Source organism: [Clostridium] ammoniilyticum (genome assembly GCF_025566905.1).
Classification (GTDB): domain Bacteria; phylum Bacillota_I; class Bacilli_A; order Erysipelotrichales; family Coprobacillaceae; genus Faecalibacillus; species Faecalibacillus intestinalis.
Genome location: NZ_JAOQJR010000003.1, coordinates 35,343 through 57,579 on the forward strand (window position 1 = coordinate 35,343; position 22,237 = coordinate 57,579).

Sequence of the window (22,237 nt, forward strand, 5' to 3'; positions counted from 1 at the left end):
CTAGTAATGATAATTGAATATTATCAATAGTAGGAGGAATTGAATATGAAAAAAATAATTCATTATTGTTGGTTTGGTAATAAAAAAATGGAAGATTATACAATAGCTTGTATTAAAAGTTGGCAAGAACATTTTCCAAATTATCAAATAATAGTATGGAATGAAAATAATTTTGATGTGAATATATGTGACTATACAAAAGAAGCCTATGAAGCTAAACAATATGCATTTGTATCTGATTATGTAAGACTATATGCATTATATAACTATGGAGGTATCTATTTTGATACAGATTATGAAGTTTTTAAAAATTTTGAAAATTTATTAACTGCAGATCTTACTTTAGGGTTTGAAAGTATTGGAAAAGTTCAAACTGCTATGATGTTTTCAAAAAAAAGCAATCCTAATTTATTACATTTAATAAATTATTATAATACACAACACTTTATTCAAAGTGATAAGAGCTATTCTCAAATAACAAATGTAGAAATAATATCAAATTATCTTTTAAAACTTGGTTTAAAAAATAAAAATGTTTATCAAAAGTTTAATAATATAGAAATTTACCCCACTGAATATTTTTGTCCTATTGATTTTAATTCTGGAAGTATTAATATAACTAAAAAAAGCATGGGTATCCATTCTTTTTCTGGAACATGGCTTGATAAAAATCAAAAAATCTATTTCAAAAATAAAAGACTACTCGGTAGAGAGGAGGCTAAAGAAAAGCAATTAATATTTAAGAACAGTTCATCAAATTTTTTAAAATATTCAATAATAATTACATTTTATAAAAACTTAAATCAATTACAAGCTTGTCTTAATGCACTTAGTATAGCCTTAAAGAATAGAAAAGACTATGAAATCATAATTGTCAACGACAATGAATTTCAAAAACTAAATAGAAATCATTTTAATAATATTAAAAATATAGACAATTTAAATATTATTAACAATGACAAAAATGTTGGATATTCTGCAGCCTGTAACATCGGTTCAAGCAATTCAAACGGAGAATACCTAATTTTTATAGATTCAGACATTATTGTGGATAGCATGTGGTTAATAGAAATGGAATTAACTGCAAAAAAACACCCTGATTTTGGCGCAATATCTTCAAAAATATTAAAACAATCAAACAATGGTATTGAGTATTTTGGTATGCTACTATATGAAGTTGATTCTATCAAACCAAAATATCAAAATAATCGTCCTAGTAAATATATATCAAAAGATAGAAAATTTAATATTGTTACCTCAGGATCAATGCTTATTTCTAAAAAACTGTTCAATTCTATTGGTGGTTTTGATGAAACACTCTATAATTCGCATTGTGATTTAGATTTATCATTAAAAATTTCCTCAAAAAATAATTACGTTTCAAATAAATCTATTGCTTATCATGGTGGTGGAACATCAGGTGATATAAGATATGTTTCTTATATCAAAGCACGATCACTATTTTTTAAAAAATGGGCTTCATTTAATATGAATGATATAGCTCTAAAAGAATTAGAAGAAATGTATTCAGAATATAAAGAAAACATTTCTTCTCGATATTACAAAGTATTTAATTTTTCAAATACAAGATACGATGAGGTTTATTTAAAAGTTTTGGAAAAAGCATTAAATATACATATTGTTTCTAAAATTGATTTGCGTAACACATCTCAATCTCCAATACAATTATATAATTTATTAGATTATTCCATTGTTGAAACTTCAATGCCTATAATTTACTTTGTAGATAATTTTAATTTAATAATTAATAATAAACTTTGGTTTAATGAACGACCATTTAAAAGAGATTTAATCATTGACTGGAATGGAAATATTATACCTATTAATGAAATTTAATAGATATAATCCATTCCCTTAAAGTTCCACATTGTCCATGATTGTCCAATATCCGTATTTTTTTTACACACTTTCTTACAATATTTAATAAAAAAAGGATCGTGTATCATACTCAAATTAGTTAAAACATCCTCTGTTGATTTACCTAACATTTTTATTATAATCAAATAATTAGATACTATAGGATACATTTTTAAATATATGTTTGCACTTTGTATCTGTAAATAAGCAGTTTTAATGTATTCGTATGCCATCACATTTTCATTTAATAACATATATGCTACTCCTATATTATTATTTAACTTAGCAACTGCTGCAGAATGTTGATTAACTTCACATTCTGCTTGTATATTTTTTAGTTCATTAATAGCTTTCTTGTAGTCACCTTTATACATTTGACATAAAGCTATAAGATTCTTAATGCGAAATTTTTCATATATCGAAAGACAACTATGGTTTTCTTCAAATTCTCTTGATAGCCTTTTAATTGCTTTATCATACTGTTCTTCTAAAATATCTACAAATGCTTCATGCCATGTTATTTCGTGTTTACGATAGACAGTTTCATCAATACTTTGATAATAATCTGAAATTGCCATTTTTAAATATTCTATTGTCTTTTTTTTATTTTCTTCTTTAAATTTACTATAAAAGTACATTAATGCTATATCACTATATGTTGTACTTGTCCAAAATTTTGAATTATTTTCTATCGTTTCTGCTACACGTAATGATTTTTCAAATATATCTTTTGCCTTATCAATCTTATTTATTGATAAATAAGTTACTGCTTCTCTATTATAAAGTAGAAAATCGTGAATTTTTGATTTAGGGTTTATTGTTTTATAAATCTTTATAATTTCCAAAGCTTCATCAAATCTATTAGATTGTAATTGAGAATTAATAGCGTCCCTGAAAAAATCACATATCTCTTCAATATCAATAATTGCTTGATTAGTTATATATAATTTAGACAATTCATAGAATATATTACAACTTTCATCTTTTTTTCCTAAAGATGAACATGCAAACGCATATAAGTGTGCACATTGTAAATACAATTTGATATTCTTTGTTTTTAAAGATTTGTTATTATACAAATTTTTTCCAAATTCAATCGCTTGTATGTAACTAAAATCATTTATATAATCAATTAGTATTTCTTTTGCAAGTTTTGAGTATTCATAAATCTTATTTTGACAATAGTAAATATTGTAACTTACTAATTTTTTTTGTTCAAATTCATTATTTTTCATAAAATCAATTATTCTATCTATTACTTTATATGTATATATACCTTCTTTTTTAAAAAATAAATATATTGAATCGTGATAAAATGAATATATATTATCCTCAATTTTTATAATCGAATTTTCTTTCAAAATATCAATTGCTTCGCTTGAATCAACTATTCTAAATAATGAATATGTATCAATGGAATTATTAAATAAAACTAATGTTGATATTATTTCTTTTAAAGAAGATAAAAATTCTTTATGTTGCTCGAAGATTGCATTAATTTTGTTTTTAAATATTAATCTAAATCCTGAGAAGAATTCATTTAATATATTAGAAAATTTATCCTTGTTGTATACATACCACTCTTCATTACTATGTTGTGCTAAAATTAAGTTTTGTTTTAAATAATCAGACACCATTGTGACTTCTAAAGGATTATCTCCAAATTTATGTACTAATTGTTTTACCAATAAATCATTTGCATCAAATCTTTTTAAAGATTCCATCCAAAATGTTATAACATCTTTTTCAAACCATTTAGGATTAAAAAACAAATATTGATTAGGTTTTGAATTTCGATTATGATTAATTACTTTTTTATAGTTATCTATTATTTCTATGTTTTCATTTGATATTTTTTCGGTATTAAGAGAAGTTATTAATATAACATGAATATTATTACTTTCAAAATCTTCAATTAGATTTATAAGCAAATTTAAAAATACTGAATTACTATTTTGAATGTTATCTATTGAAATAATAATTGGTTTGTTTTTCGATCTTTCTTTAATTAAAATAGCAGTATATTGACTAATATAATTAATAATATTAATAAAATCATTACTCTTATCATTTTTGAAGATAAAATTAGATATTATTTTTGCTGCATTTTCTGTAATTTTTGGAGAAATTATTAATTTTTCTAATTGCTCTTGCGTATAAAATATATTTCTTTGTTTATATGAAATACCCGCTATATCACAAATGATTCTTCGAATTATGTCTAAATCTTGATAGTTATAACTATCATACGATAAAAAAAGATAATCATTTTCTAGAGCTCTAGGTTTCATTTCATTGATAATTCGCGATTTCCCACATCCTGTTTTTCCTTCTATTTCAATATATTGAAATAACCCTGTTTTATTTTTCACAATAGCATTAGCAAAATCGTTACATATAAATTCTATGTATTTACTTCCCTGCAGTGGATGCCAATTATATCTTTTTAGACTTAATATTGGTAATTGATTATCATTGTAATATGTTTTATCATCGTAATCATAGCTTAAAATAATATTTGGCATTTCGATTTCTTTACCATGCAGTTTCTTTACATGACATAAAAAAGTTATTAAATAATCAGAAAATGGTTTTATTTCTTCAGATATCCATTCATCTTTGTATGTATTTAAAATTTCTATATTATCGTCATCATCCAACCAATCAATCTTAATGTTTGAAAAATAATGATTGGTTGTATTACTTATAAAAACATTTGTATAAAACATATCTGAATCTCTCAAATAAAAAGTATTTTTATATTCAGGATCACAAATACCTATTTCATTTAATTTTATTTTTATCGATAGTTTATCTTGTATTTCTTTCTGATTTATTTTATAACTTGGAAAATATTTATTTACTAATTCAGGATATTTTATTAATTCATTTTTTAAAAGTGTATCATCAAGAAATTGAACCTCAAAATTTAGTCTTCTACTAATATGGATAATTTCTTTTTTTGCCGAATCTCGAATCAGACTTGAAGAAAAAAATATTATTTTATTAATATTATGCGCTATAACAAGTACAACATTTTTACCTATTTCTTCTAAACCAATATTTCTTCTATGATGCTTACATTCTGCCCAAATTTTATATTCATGTATTTCATCAAAAAACTTCGTTTCAATATCTTTTCCGCCATCATGTGTATAACGAGTATGGAATAAAATATAATCATCTTTATTATAGATTTGTTTTGCATATTCAAAACACATTTCTTCAAAAGTAGCTGGTGTTAGTGTATAAAAATCCATATTCTTCGCCCTCCTGTATTAATGATAATATTCAATTATCTATGCTTAATATTATCATTTTTATGTATTAATAACAATTTTCTTATATCTTATCCTTGTTTTCTATAAAATACAACTTATTAAATTAATGTTTTTTTCTATAATATTTAAAACCTATGTAAATCGAAATATATTTTATAGAACCTACGTCAAATTTTTATAAAAAATAGCGAGATAACTATACCCGCTATTTTTAGTAATTTTAAAGACAAAAACTAATAATTTAAATAATATAGTCCTTCTTGTTCTACTATAAGAATATTTTAACTAATAATTACTTCCTATTGTCCTCACTAAATAAGTAATAATACGTCTTTCCCATCACTAATTAGGCATTGAAAATTTAGCATATGGGGCAGAATTATACGGAACATAAAGTCTTAAATAGAATGTTGATTGTCCAAAATCACCTGTACATTTTCCAATAAAATATAATCTTGCTTGTGCCGGTGTACTATTAGTAGTCTCTGCTCTTACTGTTTTTAAATCAAGACCACTAAATGTTCCGCCAACAACAGTTACACCTTTACCCCAAACTTTATTAATTTTACCTTGTCCAGTAGCTCCAAATATATTTGCGTAAAAACTAGCTGTAACTACTCCCCAAGATGCAATTACTCTAGCATTTTTCCATTCATACCAATTTGACCCACTTGTACGAGTTCCATCAATTATACTTCCAGTAACAATTGCTGGTGTAACGCTCAATGTCTTTACCGATCCATCAGGATATACATATTTTTCATATCCTCCCGTATCAGTCCATGATTTAACTGTTGGTTTTATATTATTATACTTTTCTTTCATACAATCGAGTTTTTCACCATCTTGTATTTTTGTAACCAACGAATCTATTTTATTTTCATTTACACCTACTTCTAAAAGTTTTTGTTTTATTTCATACCTTGAAACAGATGTTTCAATAGCAAATACAGATGTACAGTTTATTGATAATACGGTTAAAATAATTGCAATAATTTTAGTAATTCTTTTCATGATTTTTCCCTTCTTTCTTGCTCATAAGATAAATACAAAATGTTGTTAAGAAAAATGTACTATAAATAATCAATATTCCAATATGTAGAACAATGATATTAGGATTAAGTTTATACAAATTCATAGCCATAGAAGGATATAATATCTTAAAAACTTTATAAACAAAAAATAAAACAGATAAAGTTGGTATAATCCATCCATATTTTAAAGAACTTTTACAAATTAGATATTGTAAAATAATACTAAAAAACAATGGAATAATTATTTGATAAATTGAATATAACCAGTTTAAAAAAATACCTTGCATATTATCATTCCCTTCTCCAATTATAGAATATTAAATTTTATAAATAATAGCTATATTTATTACATAAAATGCAATAATTTATCATAAGATACAAATATTCCATTATTTGCTTTAAATATAGAAATATATAACATTTAATTGCTATATTATCATGTCTCATTTTTTATAAAACATTTATCATACTCTTTAAATTTTTTTCAAAATAAAATAATTAATATGTCAAGTCTAGTTTTATATTTGAATCTTGCTATAATATATCTCATGAGGTGAAATTTTATCATGGAATCAACTATGTACTTTAAAGATATGAGAAATTGCGACCATAATAACTACCCAAATAAGATTTATAGGGTTGAACATTCAAAAATGCTAATAGAAATTTTAGATGATCAGCACATTCAAGGTAGTGCTCAATATTTTAGCAGTATTCGTTCAAGGGATAAATTTATTGAAAGTATTAAAAATGATATTTTAAAAATTAGTAATGATGAACTAAAAAAAATACAAAATTATTGGAAAATAAAAAAAGAGGTTATAGATTAAACTAAACTCATTAGTTTTCTATACCTCTTTTCTTACTTTGCAAAAAAGTAAGTAATTATTTTTTATTTTACAACACAAATGCTACTATTGAAATCTTAATCCTAAAAATTTTATTTCTTTTCTATGCTTATTACAAATATATACTATTTATTTTAATATTCATTTCTTAAAATTAATATACCTATCTCTATCTACACATTAAATTATCATATTTTTTTAGGATATAACACATCACATTCCTGTGAAAAATTATACAGATTTGTATCAAATGTAACAAAAGTAACGTCATTTATGTTTGTCATATTATTTGTTTTATTTATAACTATAAAATAATCTAATCCACCATTTTTCTTTATTTGCTGAAATTAGATACTCAAATTACTATATGCAGTCTTTTGAGTATCTAAAGATACTTAATAATAATATAGTAATTTTAATTTTCTAAAACTACTATAATTATCAATGAAGATTTATTATATTTCCATCCTCTACTTTATTTGGCGCTTACTTTTTATCTGGCATTTACCTTACGATTAATATTTTCTTATAATAAAATTAGGTACTCAAAGAACCATAGCATAGCCTCTTGAGTACCTAAAAATATTATGTTTAATAATTCTATATTTATTATTTTACATTTATGCTATATATATCGTATACTATGAATGGTAGCAATGTCAATATTCCTATTATTGATACAATTATAGAAAAAAATGCAGTAAGGAAATAACATACTATTTTATATTGTACTGGTATTTCTTTTGTAATTTCTATAATCCAAAATAATCCATTGGCTAGTCCACTAAAAAATAACAATATTTCGATTATATATATAAAATATATTTCAAAATATGATCTATTTTCTAATGTAAATATTCCTATTTTTGAATACTTTTGTAACATAGGTGTTGAATTAATAATAGTTATAAACACAATAAATATTCCTGCTAAACATCCAAACAAACACATTTTCAAATGCCTTTTTTTATCGTAATTTTTCAATCTGGTCATATGCGTACATCTCCTAAACAATTAAACATTAAACTATATTTTTTAATTTCAAAGATATTATTATTTTAGAATCGTCTTTCATATTTATTTTTTCTTCTATTTTTTTCAACTAATTTTTCATCATTTTCAAATTCACTAATTCTATTTTTTAATAGCTCTATTATTTGTTTTCTTTTTATAGGATCAATACTGTCATTTATTACAGGGACTATATTCATTGGATCATTAATATTAATGTTATATTTAGTCAAATCTAAGACTAACTTTTTTAAACAAGAGTAACTTAAAAATTCTAATACGTATTCCTCGTTGTCAATAGTGACAATATGTAAATCTATATAATATTCTATATTTTGAGTTACTCCTAATGGCTGAAGTCCATAGGATAAACCTATATAAGTATTTTTAATATCTTTAAAAAAAATAATATCCTGCTTTGTATTTAACTTTAAAATTATGCATCTATTAAATTCATCTATATTCAAATCAAATACAGGTATTGGATGAAAAAAAGCATCTTGTTTTAAACTTCTATTATTAATATTTGATTTATAATTTGTTTTATATATTTTTTTCATAATTTTCTCTCCTATAATTTATCAAATTTATAATTCTTCTAATAAATATTTTTCTACTATAAATCCCTCTGCAAAATCCAAATGTTGTTTTATACCATTTAATTTATCTTTAGAATGTATATATTCTATTAAATTTTGATTTCTTTTCTCATATTTTTCTAATTGAGAAGTAAATGATTTTAGCATTTTTTCTTTTTGTCTTTCATATAAAGAAATATCCACATAAAAATTAGGATAAAATTGTAAACTTGTCAATGATTCATAATAAATCAAATTTTTACAATACATACTTGCTGATCTAGCAATATGAGATACTGCTATATGATCTTGATGCGAATCTAGATAGTATTGAGAAAAAATGGTATCGATACTATTTTCTTTTATGATGTTAGAAACATAATCTATCGCTTCCGTTTCCCATTTTATGCATTCATCTCTATATTTTCCAATATAGACACCATCAAAAGATTCTATTTCAAATGATTTATTTTGTTCAAAAATTCTTTCTTTGTAAGTTTTCTTCTCCCAATTTTCACCTTTTGTTAAAATTAAACAATATACTTTCTTACCCATACTTTTTAGTTTTAAAGCCGTTCCAACACATCCTAATTCAATATCATCTGGATGTGCTCCAATTATCAATATACTATTCATATTTTTAAATATATATTGCTTAAAAAACAAACAATATACTTATCCTTTCCTTTAATTTTAATATATTCGTCACTTCATAAAAAACTTAATATTTTTTTATTTTTCTTTGGCACTTAAGAACTTGTTTATTAAAAATACTGTTTCCTTATCATTGAATTTTTCTAATAGAAATTGAAAGTATTGATATGCTTTTTTAAATTCACCTTTTTCAAACAACAAAATTCCTATTAATAAATCTATGTGATAACCTTCCGTTGTAAACATATTATCTTGTGTAGAAAAGTGACTTTTTCTATAATAGACTAATTCATTTAATAAATTGATAATTTTTTCTTTAGATTCTAAATAACTACATAAAACATCAAAGTAAATGCTATCACTATTTTGTGGAATTATTGATTCCATAATTTTTGTACATTTCTTAGCCTCCAAATATTTATTATTTTGTATATACTTTCTACAAAGTAGTTCAATTATAAAAAATGTATAATTATTTATATCTACATTTTCATATATCAAATCACATATTTCATTTTTTACTAAAAAAGTATTAACAACCTCTTCTATTTCTTTTAAAGATAGATTATTAAATCCCTCCTTTAAGTAAAAATATCTCCATCTAATATTAGATGGCTCTAAACTTATCATTTTTTTTAATAAATTTAGATTTCTATTCTTTTTATCTTTTTTTATTAAAATATCAGCTCTATAACCATCATGAAGAATATTTATATTCGTATGGAAAAATAAAGGTGTGCCTTTTCGAGTCCTAATTTCTTCATGAATTAATCCATAATAATAACAATTTTGGCTATTATAGAAAATTCTGGGAATATCTCTGTGGACATAATTTATGCCATCATCTATAATCGTTGGACAAAGAACAATATTATCTCTTTCATCAAAATTATTTAATCCACATATATATGTATGTAATTTTTTATATGAAATATCCATAATAAACTCATCTGCATCTAAAAAGAATACCCATTGAAACTTTGCCTTGCTAGCAGCCAAATTTCTTATACTAGAAAAGTCATCATGCCATGTTTCTTTATAAAGTTTTATTTTTGAATTTTTAAAACTTTCTATAATGTCTATTGTATTATCTATAGAACCTGTATCCATTACAATAATTTCATCAAATATATCAATTACTGATACTAAACAGCGCCTTATACACCTTTCTTCGTTATAAGTTAATATTACACAACTTATTAATCCATCATTATTAAGTTTATTTAAATCAACATGTTCATCATCTATATAGTTACTTTTGAGAAAAACATCATTATTTGTTATGTTATAAATACATTCTATTCTTTGGTCTATATATTCTTTTACACACTTATCATCATACATATTATATAGACGATGCAAATAATCAACACTATAATATTTATCAATCATAATTTTATCTCCTTTAGATCTTCCATAAACAATAAAAGAATTTATATTATAAATAGTAATAAGCAATGATACTGTTTTAAGAAGAAAATTTTATTTTCAAACAATTTTCATTTACAACACTTATTATATGCATCACAACCAGATGTATCTGGATTCATACCAGGCCACCATCCTGATGCAGATGATCCAATTATCAATCCATGTATACAACAATAAGATAGCCATGAACATTGCCAAGAAGCAAGTTTCCCCGCTTCAATTTCATCAATATTATCTAGTTCTACTTCTTCAAAAACACTATTCAATAAAATTTCTGTATCTTTCATATTTTTATCCTCCTCATCTCTTTTATGTCTATGGAAGATTTAAGGGAATAATTAATCTTATTAATAATGTAATAAGATTAATTATATTTTAATTAACGCTATTTTTCAAAAATGCTTTAATTTCAGGAGAATCAAAATAATAATTATAAAACTCTTTATTTCTAATTTCTAATAACGTTGGTACCCCTGCAATAACCGGTTGTCTACCAATTTGTAGAGAAGAATAGTCTATTTCAGGTGTTTGAATACTTGCATAAACATAACCACTTTTAGCATTTTTATTTTGTTTTTTATATTCCTTATCAGCAGTTATTATTTTAACCTTTACTGTTTTATCAAATTTATTCTTTATTTTATTATTTTTAAAATAATTCTTTGAAAATTCTTTGTAATACTTTACTTTTCCAGATTTCGTCAATTTTCCTATTTCAATATCGTTATTTGTATGGAAATCAACCCAATCATACTGAATTATATCCTTTTTATGTTGTGATACATCTACAAAGTAAACTTTATTTTTTTTATTGCTAGAAAACTTAATAATATCTTTTTCAATTTTTTTACAATAAGGACAATCTTTTTTGTAAAAATAGACAAAATAATTTTGTTTATTTTGCATCAATATTTGCCTTGGTGTAATATGATCAAAATTTGAAAATGAATCAGTTTTATTTTTATAGAAATCAATACCACAAACTAATAAAAGTAATAACAATACTGATAATATAATTCCTTTTTTATTTTTCATAATTAGCCTCCATATATCTAAAATTATAATCTACTATATTCTTATAAAATTCATTATTAACATTATTATTTTTTTCTAATTTTTTTACTATTTTCCCATCGTTAATAAAATATACATTATTTGAATACGATGCTATTTTGCAATCATGTGTCACCATCACGATTGTGATTCCTTTTTTATTCAAACTAATTAATTGTTTCATGAGTTGTATTGTATTTTTGCTATCTAAATTACCTGTTGGTTCATCAGCAAATAATATTTTCGGTTTTTGTAACAAAGCCCTTGCTATTGCAGCTCTTTGTCGTTGACCACCAGAACACTCATATGGATATTTGTCCCTTATATCCATTATGTGCAATTTTTTTAATATATCATATAAACTCTTTCTATCCGCTACGTCCTTGTTAACAATACTAGAAAAACAAATATTATCTTCTATAGTGAGAGAATCCAATAAATTATAATCTTGAAATATATATCCTATTATCGTTTCTCTCAATTTTGCTTTTTCTTTTTCTGAAATATTATTAATGTCATAACCTAAAATTTTCAAATTTCCAGAATCATAATCATCAATGGTAGATAATATATTTAGTAATGTTGTTTTCCCAGATCCTGATTTTCCCATTATACATATAAAATCCCCTTCCTTAATTTCTATGCTTATTTTATTAATAGCAATTAATTGATTTGTTTTATATTTGTTAAATATTTTTGTAAGATCATTTGCAATTACTATTCTATCCATTTTCTATACCTCAATTTTACTTACTAATTTAAAACTTTTATCTATTAGAATTACGAATGGTATGCAGCATTCAAAAATAATCAAAAAAATTATAAGCAGTACATCATCTATTCGCCTCATAGAAAATGCTACAGCTCCAATGTATAAAATACTAATGATAAATAATATTAAATAATATAATACTATAGATTTATATATTACTTGTTTAATTTTTTCTCTGGTCCATCCTAACCTATATAATTTTTTATAATAATATTTTTTCTCTATTAAAGATGAAGAAAACAGTTTATAAATACAAAGACAAATAATACTATTTAATAAAACGTATGCCATATTATAAATATAAAATACTAGAATGTTTTCTCCATTCATCACACCTATTAAAATTGGTAAAACAATGTGTATTAAAATAGAAAATACCAGCAATGTACTAGTTTGTTGCATGAATAATGAAACTTCGCTATTTATTATATAATAATCTTTATTATTATTTTTTTTTGCAATATTTTTTAAATACATAGGTATACATCTTTTTGATAAACCATATGTACCCGTAACCCCAAAAAATGATATAATAGAAAGCCCTCCTGAAAAATCTAACATTGCAATAATAATAATTCCTATAAAAAACAAATCTACATATATAATATTCGGTAGAGAAAAACCTAAAAATTTACTTATTTTTCTTGATGATATAATATTATCCTTTTTTAGAAGCCCTGCCACACTAGTTTGATTAATATACATTATTTGATAAAATATAACTATATACAAAATTAATATAATAATAATTACCGTTTCAATAAACGCTTGCCAAGAATAATAAAATACATCTCCTTTTATAGAACATAATCTATATAAAATAAATTGAATGATAGGTATAAATATTACTAAAAGTAAAATTGAAAAAGCAAATGCTATAAAATACAATATTCCTATCTTTATGCTATAATATTTTATAGTTTTTTTTAAATCATATCCCATTAAGCGTATTAGCCCTAATTCCTTAGAATTTTGTTTAAGATAAAAATTAAAAGAATACGTTATTATCATGGTAGAAATAACTAATATAAGTAAGACTATTGAAGGAATAATAAAGATATCAAAAAAGTTTTTAGGCTTGATCGTTAAAAATGGATTATACAATATATTAAGAAAAATCATACATACTACCAATACTATTGAAATTGATGCAATGATGTTTTTTGCACTATCTTTTTCTTGCTTCAATATAAGTAATAGATATTTTTCCATAATAGTTACCTCCCACACTGAAGTAAAATAATTATTATTGTTTATTCAAAAAAGCTTTTAACTTTGAAATACCGACCAAATTTTCAATTCTTCTTTCTTCAACACCATTTTTATAAACTACAATCGTTGGTGTTGATACTATTTTATATTCTTCTAAAAAATCTAGAATATTCTTTTTACTGACATCTATGTTAAATGCATATATCTCATAATTTTCTTCTTTTATTACCTCATTTAAAGTATCTTTAAATTTATTACATGGTGAACATTCATTTTTATAAAAATATACTATACGTTGTTGTTTATAGTTTATTAATTCAAAAAACTCATTTTCATTTATATGAATATATAAATTTTCATTACTCACAGTATTTATAACAACATTAATACATAAGCATATACTTCCTGCTAATAACAACATTGAAAAAATCAATTTTTTTCCATATTTTATCTTCTTAAATAATTTCATAGATATATTCTCCTTCTAATTATAACAATGTACTAGGAAAATAATCATTTAAACAATTACACTCAAAAGAAATTCCATATATTTCTTGATTTTTTAAAACCTTATCTATTAAATATAGTGTATGTGAATCGAATTTTGACAAAATATTATCAAAAATAATCACTTTTTTATTTGTAATTATATAATAAGAAATTAACAAAAGTAGCGCTTCAAAATCTGTGAAATATTCTTTTCCTTTAATTAGATTTTTTTTTGAACACTCGTATAAATTTATTTCTTTTAAAATAATTTCTAGACTTTTTTCATCAATATTATTTTGTTCGATTAAATAGTCATAAACTTCTAAGGATTTATCAAAATAATTATTTCCTATTACTACACATTTTTCATTTATAGATACTTTTTTTATATTCAAACAATTTATTTTATTAAAAAATATTTCTAAATTAGAGTATCTTTTTAAGTATCTAAAAAGTTCAAATGCATTCTTCTTATTTGATGTTTGAAAGCTATGTATTACGTTCAAAGCTCCTTTTTTTAAATAAATTTTTTTCTTATTATTGTCCTGTATAAATATGTCATTGATTTCATTAATAATTGATGATTCTTTTAATTCATTTAATTGTTTAATATAAAAATCTTTATATAATTTTTTTAAATTAATAATAACTATTTCAAATAAATCATATGCGTCAACAGCAGTATATATTATATAAGAATAGATCAATAAATTTGAAAGAATACTTCCTCTATTAATACCATTGTTTATATAAATTGCTATATTCGTAAAAACCATCATCAATATAGAAAAAGTAACTAACAAAATATAGAAAAATTTGTAAAAATTACTTTTTATATTACAATTTAATAGAAATAAAACATAATCACAAATTAATATTACACTTACTGAAAAAAGCATATATTTAAACATTTCTAAGTTATAAAAATATATTGGAATTATTATCAATACAGTTGTTATAAGATTTATAATCTTATAACAACTCTCATTGCTGCGTTTTGCCCTTTTATTAAATAAACGCTTTTTTATATCTGTATTTATTAAAAATAATATACAAAAAGAAAAAGCAATTAATATAGATATAAATATCATTCTTATATTACGATAAGGAATTAAATTATCGATTATATTTTCAAACATAGCACCAATAATAAATATAGATATATCATTAATGAGAGCAATTATAAAAATTTTTAGCAAATTAATTAGATCATATTGAAATTGCTTTATAGAATATATTATGTAGTTTTTTTTTGAAAGTAATTTTATACAATCATTTGGTATACTTTCAATTATTATAAAAGTATCACTTTTATCTTTTATTACTTCATCGCTACAACCATTTGTCCCATCAATTAAATCATCATTATCTATACAAATCACCTTTGCAATATTATTTTCAATTTTGATGTTATATCCCGAACTTAAACAATTTACCTTTTGGTATTTAATATTAAGCTCATCTAAAATAGAATAAGGACTTTCCATCTGAACTAATTTATTAAAAATGTATCTATTATTTTGAATACTACATTTATATCTATATTTCTTTAATATATATTCCAAACATTTCAAAAAACTACTGTTTAACGATTCTACTTTCATTTGATTTTTTCACCTCCTTGACAGTATTATTCTCGAATAATAAATATTTACAATCAGGAAATGTGTATTTTTCATGAGATATAATTATTAATTTAAAATCATAATTTTTTATATTATTTAAAATTATTCTTTTATTTTCTATATCAATATTTGAAAGAGCCTCATCTAATATTAATACAGCTGGATTAGATAAAACTGCTCTAGCCAAAGCAATTCGCTGTTTTTCTCCTGTAGACAAATTAGTTTGATTAGAAACAATTTTATAATCTAACCCAATGTTTTTTTGTTTAATAATTTTATCGACACAGAAGTCTTTACACACTTTCTTAAGGTAACTATCCAATATTATTTTCCCATTACACAAATTATCTCTAATTGTTCCTTCAAAGATATCGCTATTATTAGATATATATACTATCGAATTAAAATATTTATCTGGATTACTGTTATTTACTGCTATTTTTCCAACATAATGATTTTCTAATCCACTTAAAACTTTTGCAAAACTGGTTTTTCCTGTTCCACTTTTACCATTAATAATGGTATATTTATCTTCTATTTTCAAACTAATATTTTCTAATACTTTTCTTTCACCATATGAAATATTCACATTTTTTAGTGTTATATTTTCAATTTCATTTCTATCGTTATTTGTCTTATCTTTTTTTCTTTGAATAAATAATTGCGTCAATCTATTGTACGATACTATAAAATTTTCTAAATCAAACTGAAAATTAATACTTCTTGTGAAAATATTTTCAATTAACCCTGTTATTGACGAAAATATTACTAAATTGCCTAAAGATAATATATTTTTTTCTACCATTATAATTCCCAAAAATAATATAAATAAATTTGCATAAGTTACAAACAATGTTTGAAGAATGGATATTTTTGTAATATATGTTTCTTTGCGTAAACTTCCATTTGTATAATCATCAAATAACTTAAATGTTTTGCATTTAAAATATTCCTCAGATCGTAATGATTTTATGGTTAAAAACCCCCGTATAATATCAATTAACTGACTATAATAATCAGAATATAACATTGCATTATTATGTTCTAATTCATATACTTTTTTATAAGTAATAATCATCAACAAACCACAAAAAAACAATGAAACAATAAATAATATTGACAATTTACAATTTATATAAAATAAAATTACAATTCCCAAAGCACAGATACAAATATCTGGCAAAATTGTTAGAAAAAACTGAGCTATTGTCATTGAAACTGTGACACAATCATTCACTCTGCTTGTAATTTCACCTACACTATATTGATTCAAATCATATACTTCTTGATATAATATCTGTTCAACTAACTTTTTTGAAATATTATTTTCAATTCTCTTAATAGTTCTCAAACACATCATATTTTCAATTCCATTTAAATAGCAATTAAATACGTTCAAAATTATAAATAATATTAACAAGATAACCATTTGATTAAAAAAAATATTTTGTTTGGCATTTGTTAATGCATCTATAAATAATCCGAACTGTGAAGACAACAAAATTCCTATCGCCGAAGCTAAAAAAATAACTAAAGATATTCTTACAATATTTTTACGTTCATTATATATATTAGAAAAAATAAAATTATTTTTAAGAGTCATATGTTTTCTTTTTTTTATAACTGGAAATATTAACAAATCTAATTTGTTAAAAAAATCTATATTTTTTTCGTTTTTTATATTTTTTTCACATGGATCAGAATATTTTATTTTGCCATGTCTTACTTTATAAATAACAACATAATGATAGCTATCTTTATCATTTAATAATCCTATTATAGGTGCATTAATATTTATAAAATTATATATTTTTATCTTATTAGTATTAACTTTATATAACTTTGTTTTTATATTTCTCTTATGAAAATAATTAACCATATTTTGAATAGATAAGCCTTTATCTGTAATATATAATGATTTTCTTATATCGGTATAATTTTCGTCATATCCATAATATTTCAATATCATATCAATACATGCTATTCCACAATCATTTTTAGTTACTTGAGAAACATGTATCAAACTCTCAAACATAATATACACCACCAATTAATTTTTATTAATCAAGGAAATATAATATAAAGAACACTTATCAACACATTCTTTTTTGTTATTACAGGCACTTATGAATAATAAAAAAATCAAAATATTAGCAAATAGTATTATCTTTTTCATTTTTCATACCTCCTTATTGTTATCATTATTTGCTTTTCTACCTATATAATATATATACCTTTACCAAATATAAATTTTTATAGCATAAAACACATTTTCACATCACAAAATACACTATTAAACAGTACTTTATTTAAAAAAATTCATAGCTAAATAAACAAAAATTGTTATTTTGAACTTGCTATAATATATATAAGATGAAATTTTTACATGAAAAACAATCATATACTTTAAAGATGAAGAAATCATGATTATAGTAATTTTCAAAAAATATATAAAGTTAAGAATTCAAGCAAGAATATTCATTGAAATTTTAAAAAATATAAATATTTGCGAGTATCCTTACTATTTTACAAATTCATACTTAAGAGATGATTTTATTTTTGAAATTAAAAATCATATTTTAATAATTAATAATGAAAAATTGGAAATTTTTGCGACTATTTCGTCACTTATCTTGATCCGGGTGATTTAGATCAATTAAAATTGTTAAAATAATTCCGCCTCAATCTTTAACTAACAAATATAAAATTTTTAAATATGTTTTCTTCAATATCAACTATAGAAAATAGAAAATAATATCATATAATAATAACAACAATTTATTTTTTTAAGGATGGTATACGTCATGAAAAAAGAACTTATTAAGTTTATATTACAAAATATTTTTTATCTACTTTCAACATGTTTTTTCGCTTTTTTAATCTTTTTGATAATTAAAAAAAAAATAAATCAAAAATTGATATCATATATTTTAAACGAAACATGTCAAATATTCTCTCTATTTATATTTGGATATATAGTAAGTCTTTTTAAATACACAATTAAATTTACTAATAATTTTGCTCCAACGATTATTTGTTTATTAGTAATATCTCTTTTGATTACTTATTTACTAATTGAATTATTTATATATTCAAAAACCAAAAAAGAAGTTTTTGTTCATATATTAACCCTATTTATTTATGTCATTAAGGCAGAATTAGTTTTTATATGTCTTTTACGAAAAATTACTTTTTTAAAATTCATTAGTATTTATGAATTAACTATCTTTTTGACTATTATAAAAGATTTAATAAACCACATATCCAATAAAACAGAAGATGAAGTATCATTAAAAAATGATAGTCCTATAGACTGCAAAGAAAATTTATTTAAAACAAGAAAAAAACAATTAAATATAGTAAAAAAAGAATTACTAGATAATTATGACGAAAATAATTCTATTGTAATATCAGGATTATGGGGATCTGGGAAAACAAGTTTTGTTAATGCTTTAAAAAAACAACTATCCATTGAAGGCAATGAAATAGTGAATATACAATGTGGTGTAGAATGTGATTTAAACCAAATGCTTAGAAATATGTCTAATCAAATAGAAGAAATAATGAAGAAAAATAAAATATATACCAAAAATAATGGTGTTATTCATAAATATTTTAAAACTATAAGTCTAATGGTTGAAAATACCGATTATAAATTTATTTCCAATCTTTTAAATATTATTGAAAAAAATGATACTGATTTTGCTACTGCAAAAATGAAAATGAACGCGGAATTAAAAAAACTTGAAAATAAAAAAATTTTTATATTTATTGATGACCTCGACAGAATAATAGATGAAAAAAGTAAGATTAATATTTTAAAAATAATATATGAAAGCATAAATTTAGAAAAATGTTTGACCATATTTACTATGAATTTCGGCCAATTAAATTCATTCGATAAAAATGATGATTTTTTTGATAAATATATTGATTATAGTATAAACTTATCCAATGTCCTATTTGAAGAAATTGTTGATGAATATTCTTCGATTTTCTTTAGTTCAGATCTAATCAATACTTTAAATATCAATACAACAAGAGATGAGATCATTAACACGATAAAAAAAACAAATAGTAATATTTTATACTCATTGGAATATAATTTAGATGATAATGAAAAAAGCGAAGTAAGAAACTCAATAAATAAATTTCAATATTATTCTAATAATCCTAGAAAAATTAAGAAACTATTGAAAACAATGGAGAATTTACTTAATACAGTAAATAAAACATTATTTATCACTAATACATATTTTGAAGGAAAGTATTCATCGGTAAATTGGATTGAAATTTTATTTAGAATTGCTCTGCTCAAGGTTTTTTTTAATGATTCTTTTAATTCATTATATTTATTAAATAATATAAAAGACTATAAAAAAATTATTAAATATAATAACCTATATAACTGTATATTACATGATATTGATGAGTACGAAATTCAAGATCTATACCAATTAATTATATATGAAATATATAATAAAGATTTTTCCATTGAAGAAAAATACCATCAACAAATACTAAGAGAACTAGAAAGTAATTCGTTAAAACTATATAACTATTATTCATACATATATGAATGCTTGAATGTAGTTAATAATGTTGATTATGCAAAAAAAGTATTACTAGCTATTGAAAGAGAAGAAAAATATACAATGTATTTAAAGTCAAAAAGTAATCACTATCTAAAATATTTCGTAGAGCACTATTCTAACAGGTGTATTTTTTATAATTTTATTTATTATCCATATGGAAAACAAATAACTCTCCTATTAAAAAACACAATAATAAATTTAAATGAAATCGGTTGCCATGTTGATGTCGAATCAATCAACAAATGTGCAAATGAAATTTATAAGCAATATTTTAAACGAACAATTGATAAACTAAATCAAATTGTTATATTTCTTAACCAAGAAAAAATCACTTCTAAAAATTTTAATTTTTATTGTATTTCAGATATACTTGATGCTCAAGACGAAATATTAAATAAAACAGAAACAATTATCTACTTAAAAAATTATTTTAACTCTGCAAAAATAACAATAAACAATACTGATGATAAAAAATTAATTGTAAAAGATGATTTTTTAGACACCATTCACCTAATTGATAATATGTTAGATATATTAAAAACATGGAGAGATATAATAGATTATTTAGATGAAAAGAAAATTTACTTTGAAATTCCAAATTATGATAACTTTCTATCAATAAAAAAATATATGGATAAATTAAAGAATAGCTTTTGTCTAGGTAATATAGAAAATAATATAAATAACATTTTTAATTTTATAAAATTAGTAGAAAATCTTAATATTGAAAAAATGTCAAATAATCAAAAAAATATAATAAAAGAAGATTTATTAAAAATAATTTTATCATTAGAACAACAAAAAATATGTAATCATATTGAAAAAAAATTTTGGTTACAATTTAAATATAATGTTCATTGTAAATTCTTTTCAAAAAATCAATTAGAATTTTAATAAAAAAATAAAATTATTTATCCTCTAATATTATTAACTATCAAATATTAGAGGATTTTATATACAAATTATCAGAAATCTAGATCCTAACAATTATCCACAAAGGATCTATAGAATAGAACAATCAAAATACTGATAGAAATTCTTGATAATAATCATACTCAAGAAAGTGCAAAATATTTTAGTAGTATCCGTTCAAGAGATGATTTTATTGAAAATATAAAAAATAATATTTTAAAAATTAACTTAATTAACCATCTGACACATCTTTTGATATAACACCGTTATTCTCACTTTAAACCAAGGAGTATAATCTATCACTTCTTTAAAATATTATATACTTGTCTTAAAGAGGTGGATACTATGGCTAGAAATCAAAAACAAAAGAAAGATTCTTTAATTACTTTAACTAGAAAATATGCAAATAATCATGATGAATGTGTAAAATACTTTTTCAAAATGAAATGGCCTGTTGGCTTTTACTGTGAAAAATGTGGATGTACACATTACTATTCTATTAAAAGAGGTGATGTCTTTCAATGTAAAGAATGTGGTCATCAACATTACCTACTTTCTAATACTATATTTCAAGATAATAAGCTAGATCTTTATAAATTAATTTTAGGAATGTATCTCTTTTTTACGACCAATAAAGGTCTTTCTGCGATTGAATTAGCTAATGAATTAGAAATAAATTATAAAACAGCGCTATTACTTTGTAGAAAATGTAGGATTCTTATGTCCCAAAGTAACAGTGAAAAAATTCTGGATAGCTTTTTTTATGAAGCAGACGTTGCTTATATAGGCTCAAAAAGTAAAGAAGAACACAAACAAGGAGTTGCTACTGAACAGCAACCCTTTTTAGTAGTGTTATCAACAGAT

18 protein-coding genes are annotated in these 22,237 nt (G+C 22.4%); 4 read left to right on the top strand and 14 right to left on the bottom strand.

The window, feature by feature from the left end; translation table 11 throughout:
- Positions 1-45 precede the first annotated feature (45 nt).
- Positions 46-1,857: a glycosyltransferase gene (locus OCV55_RS03765; RefSeq protein WP_147579844.1), complete on the top strand. Its 1,812-nt coding sequence runs from the start codon at positions 46-48 to the stop codon at positions 1,855-1,857.
- Here OCV55_RS03765 and OCV55_RS03770 read toward each other — a convergent pair.
- On the bottom strand, positions 1,854-5,138 hold the full coding sequence (locus OCV55_RS03770) for a restriction endonuclease (RefSeq protein WP_147579845.1): 3,285 nt from the start codon (positions 5,136-5,138) through the stop codon (positions 1,854-1,856). The two genes, OCV55_RS03765 and OCV55_RS03770, sit on opposite strands and share 4 nt — an antisense overlap.
- Positions 5,139-5,501: 363 nt before the next feature.
- A complete protein-coding gene (locus OCV55_RS03775; RefSeq protein ID WP_147579846.1) occupies positions 5,502-6,173 on the bottom strand; it encodes a DUF5626 family protein in 672 nt (223 codons plus the stop codon).
- Between the two features lie 586 nt (positions 6,174-6,759).
- Here OCV55_RS03775 and OCV55_RS03780 point away from each other — a divergent pair.
- Positions 6,760-7,023, top strand: coding sequence for a hypothetical protein (locus OCV55_RS03780; RefSeq protein WP_147579847.1), 264 nt, complete (start codon positions 6,760-6,762; stop codon positions 7,021-7,023).
- A gap of 627 nt (positions 7,024-7,650) precedes the next feature.
- On the opposite strand, the gene OCV55_RS03785 is transcribed toward OCV55_RS03780, so the two are convergent.
- The 12 genes from OCV55_RS03785 to OCV55_RS03840 form a co-directional block, all read right to left on the bottom strand.
- On the bottom strand, positions 7,651-8,034 hold the full coding sequence (locus tag OCV55_RS03785; RefSeq protein WP_267309804.1) for a hypothetical protein: 384 nt from the start codon (positions 8,032-8,034) through the stop codon (positions 7,651-7,653).
- Between the two features lie 65 nt (positions 8,035-8,099).
- Complete coding sequence (locus OCV55_RS03790; RefSeq protein WP_147579848.1) at positions 8,100-8,612, bottom strand: hypothetical protein; 513 nt, start codon at positions 8,610-8,612, stop codon at positions 8,100-8,102.
- A gap of 27 nt (positions 8,613-8,639) precedes the next feature.
- Entirely contained in the window at positions 8,640-9,296 is a 657-nt protein-coding gene (locus OCV55_RS03795) for a PIG-L deacetylase family protein (protein ID WP_147579849.1), read from the bottom strand.
- A gap of 66 nt (positions 9,297-9,362) precedes the next feature.
- Positions 9,363-10,676, bottom strand: a complete 1,314-nt coding sequence (locus OCV55_RS03800; RefSeq protein ID WP_147579850.1) for a glycosyltransferase family 2 protein — start codon at positions 10,674-10,676, stop codon at positions 9,363-9,365.
- Between the two features lie 107 nt (positions 10,677-10,783).
- The gene (locus tag OCV55_RS03805; protein WP_118662157.1) at positions 10,784-11,002 is read right to left on the bottom strand and encodes a hypothetical protein; all 219 of its coding nucleotides are present in this window, start codon (positions 11,000-11,002) and stop codon (positions 10,784-10,786) included.
- A gap of 88 nt (positions 11,003-11,090) precedes the next feature.
- Entirely contained in the window at positions 11,091-11,750 is a 660-nt protein-coding gene (locus OCV55_RS03810) for a thioredoxin domain-containing protein (protein WP_118662156.1), read from the bottom strand.
- Positions 11,740-12,498 (bottom strand): ABC transporter ATP-binding protein, encoded by a 759-nt coding sequence (locus tag OCV55_RS03815; RefSeq protein WP_118662155.1) that lies wholly within the window; start codon positions 12,496-12,498, stop codon positions 11,740-11,742. Before OCV55_RS03815 ends, OCV55_RS03810 begins: the two co-directional genes overlap by 11 nt.
- Positions 12,499-12,501: 3 nt before the next feature.
- On the bottom strand, positions 12,502-13,752 hold the full coding sequence (locus OCV55_RS03820; protein ID WP_147579851.1) for an FtsX-like permease family protein: 1,251 nt from the start codon (positions 13,750-13,752) through the stop codon (positions 12,502-12,504).
- 34 nt (positions 13,753-13,786) lie between these two features.
- Positions 13,787-14,221, bottom strand: coding sequence for a thioredoxin family protein (locus tag OCV55_RS03825; RefSeq protein ID WP_118662153.1), 435 nt, complete (start codon positions 14,219-14,221; stop codon positions 13,787-13,789).
- A gap of 19 nt (positions 14,222-14,240) precedes the next feature.
- A complete protein-coding gene (locus tag OCV55_RS03830; protein WP_147579852.1) occupies positions 14,241-15,845 on the bottom strand; it encodes a hypothetical protein in 1,605 nt (534 codons plus the stop codon).
- The gene (locus OCV55_RS03835) at positions 15,820-17,901 is read right to left on the bottom strand and encodes an ABC transporter transmembrane domain-containing protein (protein ID WP_147579853.1); all 2,082 of its coding nucleotides are present in this window, start codon (positions 17,899-17,901) and stop codon (positions 15,820-15,822) included. Before OCV55_RS03835 ends, OCV55_RS03830 begins: the two co-directional genes overlap by 26 nt.
- Positions 17,902-17,916: 15 nt before the next feature.
- Positions 17,917-18,042, bottom strand: coding sequence for a hypothetical protein (locus OCV55_RS03840; protein WP_267309805.1), 126 nt, complete (start codon positions 18,040-18,042; stop codon positions 17,917-17,919).
- Positions 18,043-18,670: 628 nt separating this feature from the next.
- On the opposite strand from OCV55_RS03840, the gene OCV55_RS03845 reads away from it, so the two are divergent.
- The gene (locus tag OCV55_RS03845) at positions 18,671-21,355 is read left to right on the top strand and encodes a KAP family NTPase (protein WP_267309806.1); all 2,685 of its coding nucleotides are present in this window, start codon (positions 18,671-18,673) and stop codon (positions 21,353-21,355) included.
- Positions 21,356-21,718: 363 nt separating this feature from the next.
- Positions 21,719-22,237 (top strand): transposase (locus OCV55_RS03850; RefSeq protein WP_267309807.1); only part of this gene is annotated, 519 nt, incomplete at its 3' end.

Bases quoted from the DNA above. Each gene is read 5' to 3' on its own strand.
- OCV55_RS03815 (WP_118662155.1), bottom strand. From the start codon at position 12,498: ATGGATAGAATAGTAATTGCAAATGATCTTACAAAAATATTTAACAAA.
- OCV55_RS03770 (WP_147579845.1), bottom strand. From the start codon at position 5,138: ATGGATTTTTATACACTAACACCAGCTACTTTTGAAGAAATGTGTTTT.
- OCV55_RS03805 (WP_118662157.1), bottom strand. From the start codon at position 11,002: ATGAAAGATACAGAAATTTTATTGAATAGTGTTTTTGAAGAAGTAGAA.
- OCV55_RS03835 (WP_147579853.1), bottom strand. From the start codon at position 17,901: ATGTTTGAGAGTTTGATACATGTTTCTCAAGTAACTAAAAATGATTGT.
- OCV55_RS03775 (WP_147579846.1), bottom strand. From the start codon at position 6,173: ATGAAAAGAATTACTAAAATTATTGCAATTATTTTAACCGTATTATCA.
- OCV55_RS03825 (WP_118662153.1), bottom strand. From the start codon at position 14,221: ATGAAATTATTTAAGAAGATAAAATATGGAAAAAAATTGATTTTTTCA.
- OCV55_RS03830 (WP_147579852.1), bottom strand. From the start codon at position 15,845: ATGAAAGTAGAATCGTTAAACAGTAGTTTTTTGAAATGTTTGGAATAT.
- OCV55_RS03810 (WP_118662156.1), bottom strand. From the start codon at position 11,750: ATGAAAAATAAAAAAGGAATTATATTATCAGTATTGTTATTACTTTTA.
- OCV55_RS03780 (WP_147579847.1), top strand. From the start codon at position 6,760: ATGGAATCAACTATGTACTTTAAAGATATGAGAAATTGCGACCATAAT.
- OCV55_RS03765 (WP_147579844.1), top strand. From the start codon at position 46: ATGAAAAAAATAATTCATTATTGTTGGTTTGGTAATAAAAAAATGGAA.
- OCV55_RS03790 (WP_147579848.1), bottom strand. From the start codon at position 8,612: ATGAAAAAAATATATAAAACAAATTATAAATCAAATATTAATAATAGA.
- OCV55_RS03840 (WP_267309805.1), bottom strand. From the start codon at position 18,042: ATGAAAAAGATAATACTATTTGCTAATATTTTGATTTTTTTATTATTC.
- OCV55_RS03785 (WP_267309804.1), bottom strand. From the start codon at position 8,034: ATGACCAGATTGAAAAATTACGATAAAAAAAGGCATTTGAAAATGTGT.
- OCV55_RS03845 (WP_267309806.1), top strand. From the start codon at position 18,671: ATGAAAAAAGAACTTATTAAGTTTATATTACAAAATATTTTTTATCTA.
- OCV55_RS03820 (WP_147579851.1), bottom strand. From the start codon at position 13,752: ATGGAAAAATATCTATTACTTATATTGAAGCAAGAAAAAGATAGTGCA.
- OCV55_RS03800 (WP_147579850.1), bottom strand. From the start codon at position 10,676: ATGATTGATAAATATTATAGTGTTGATTATTTGCATCGTCTATATAAT.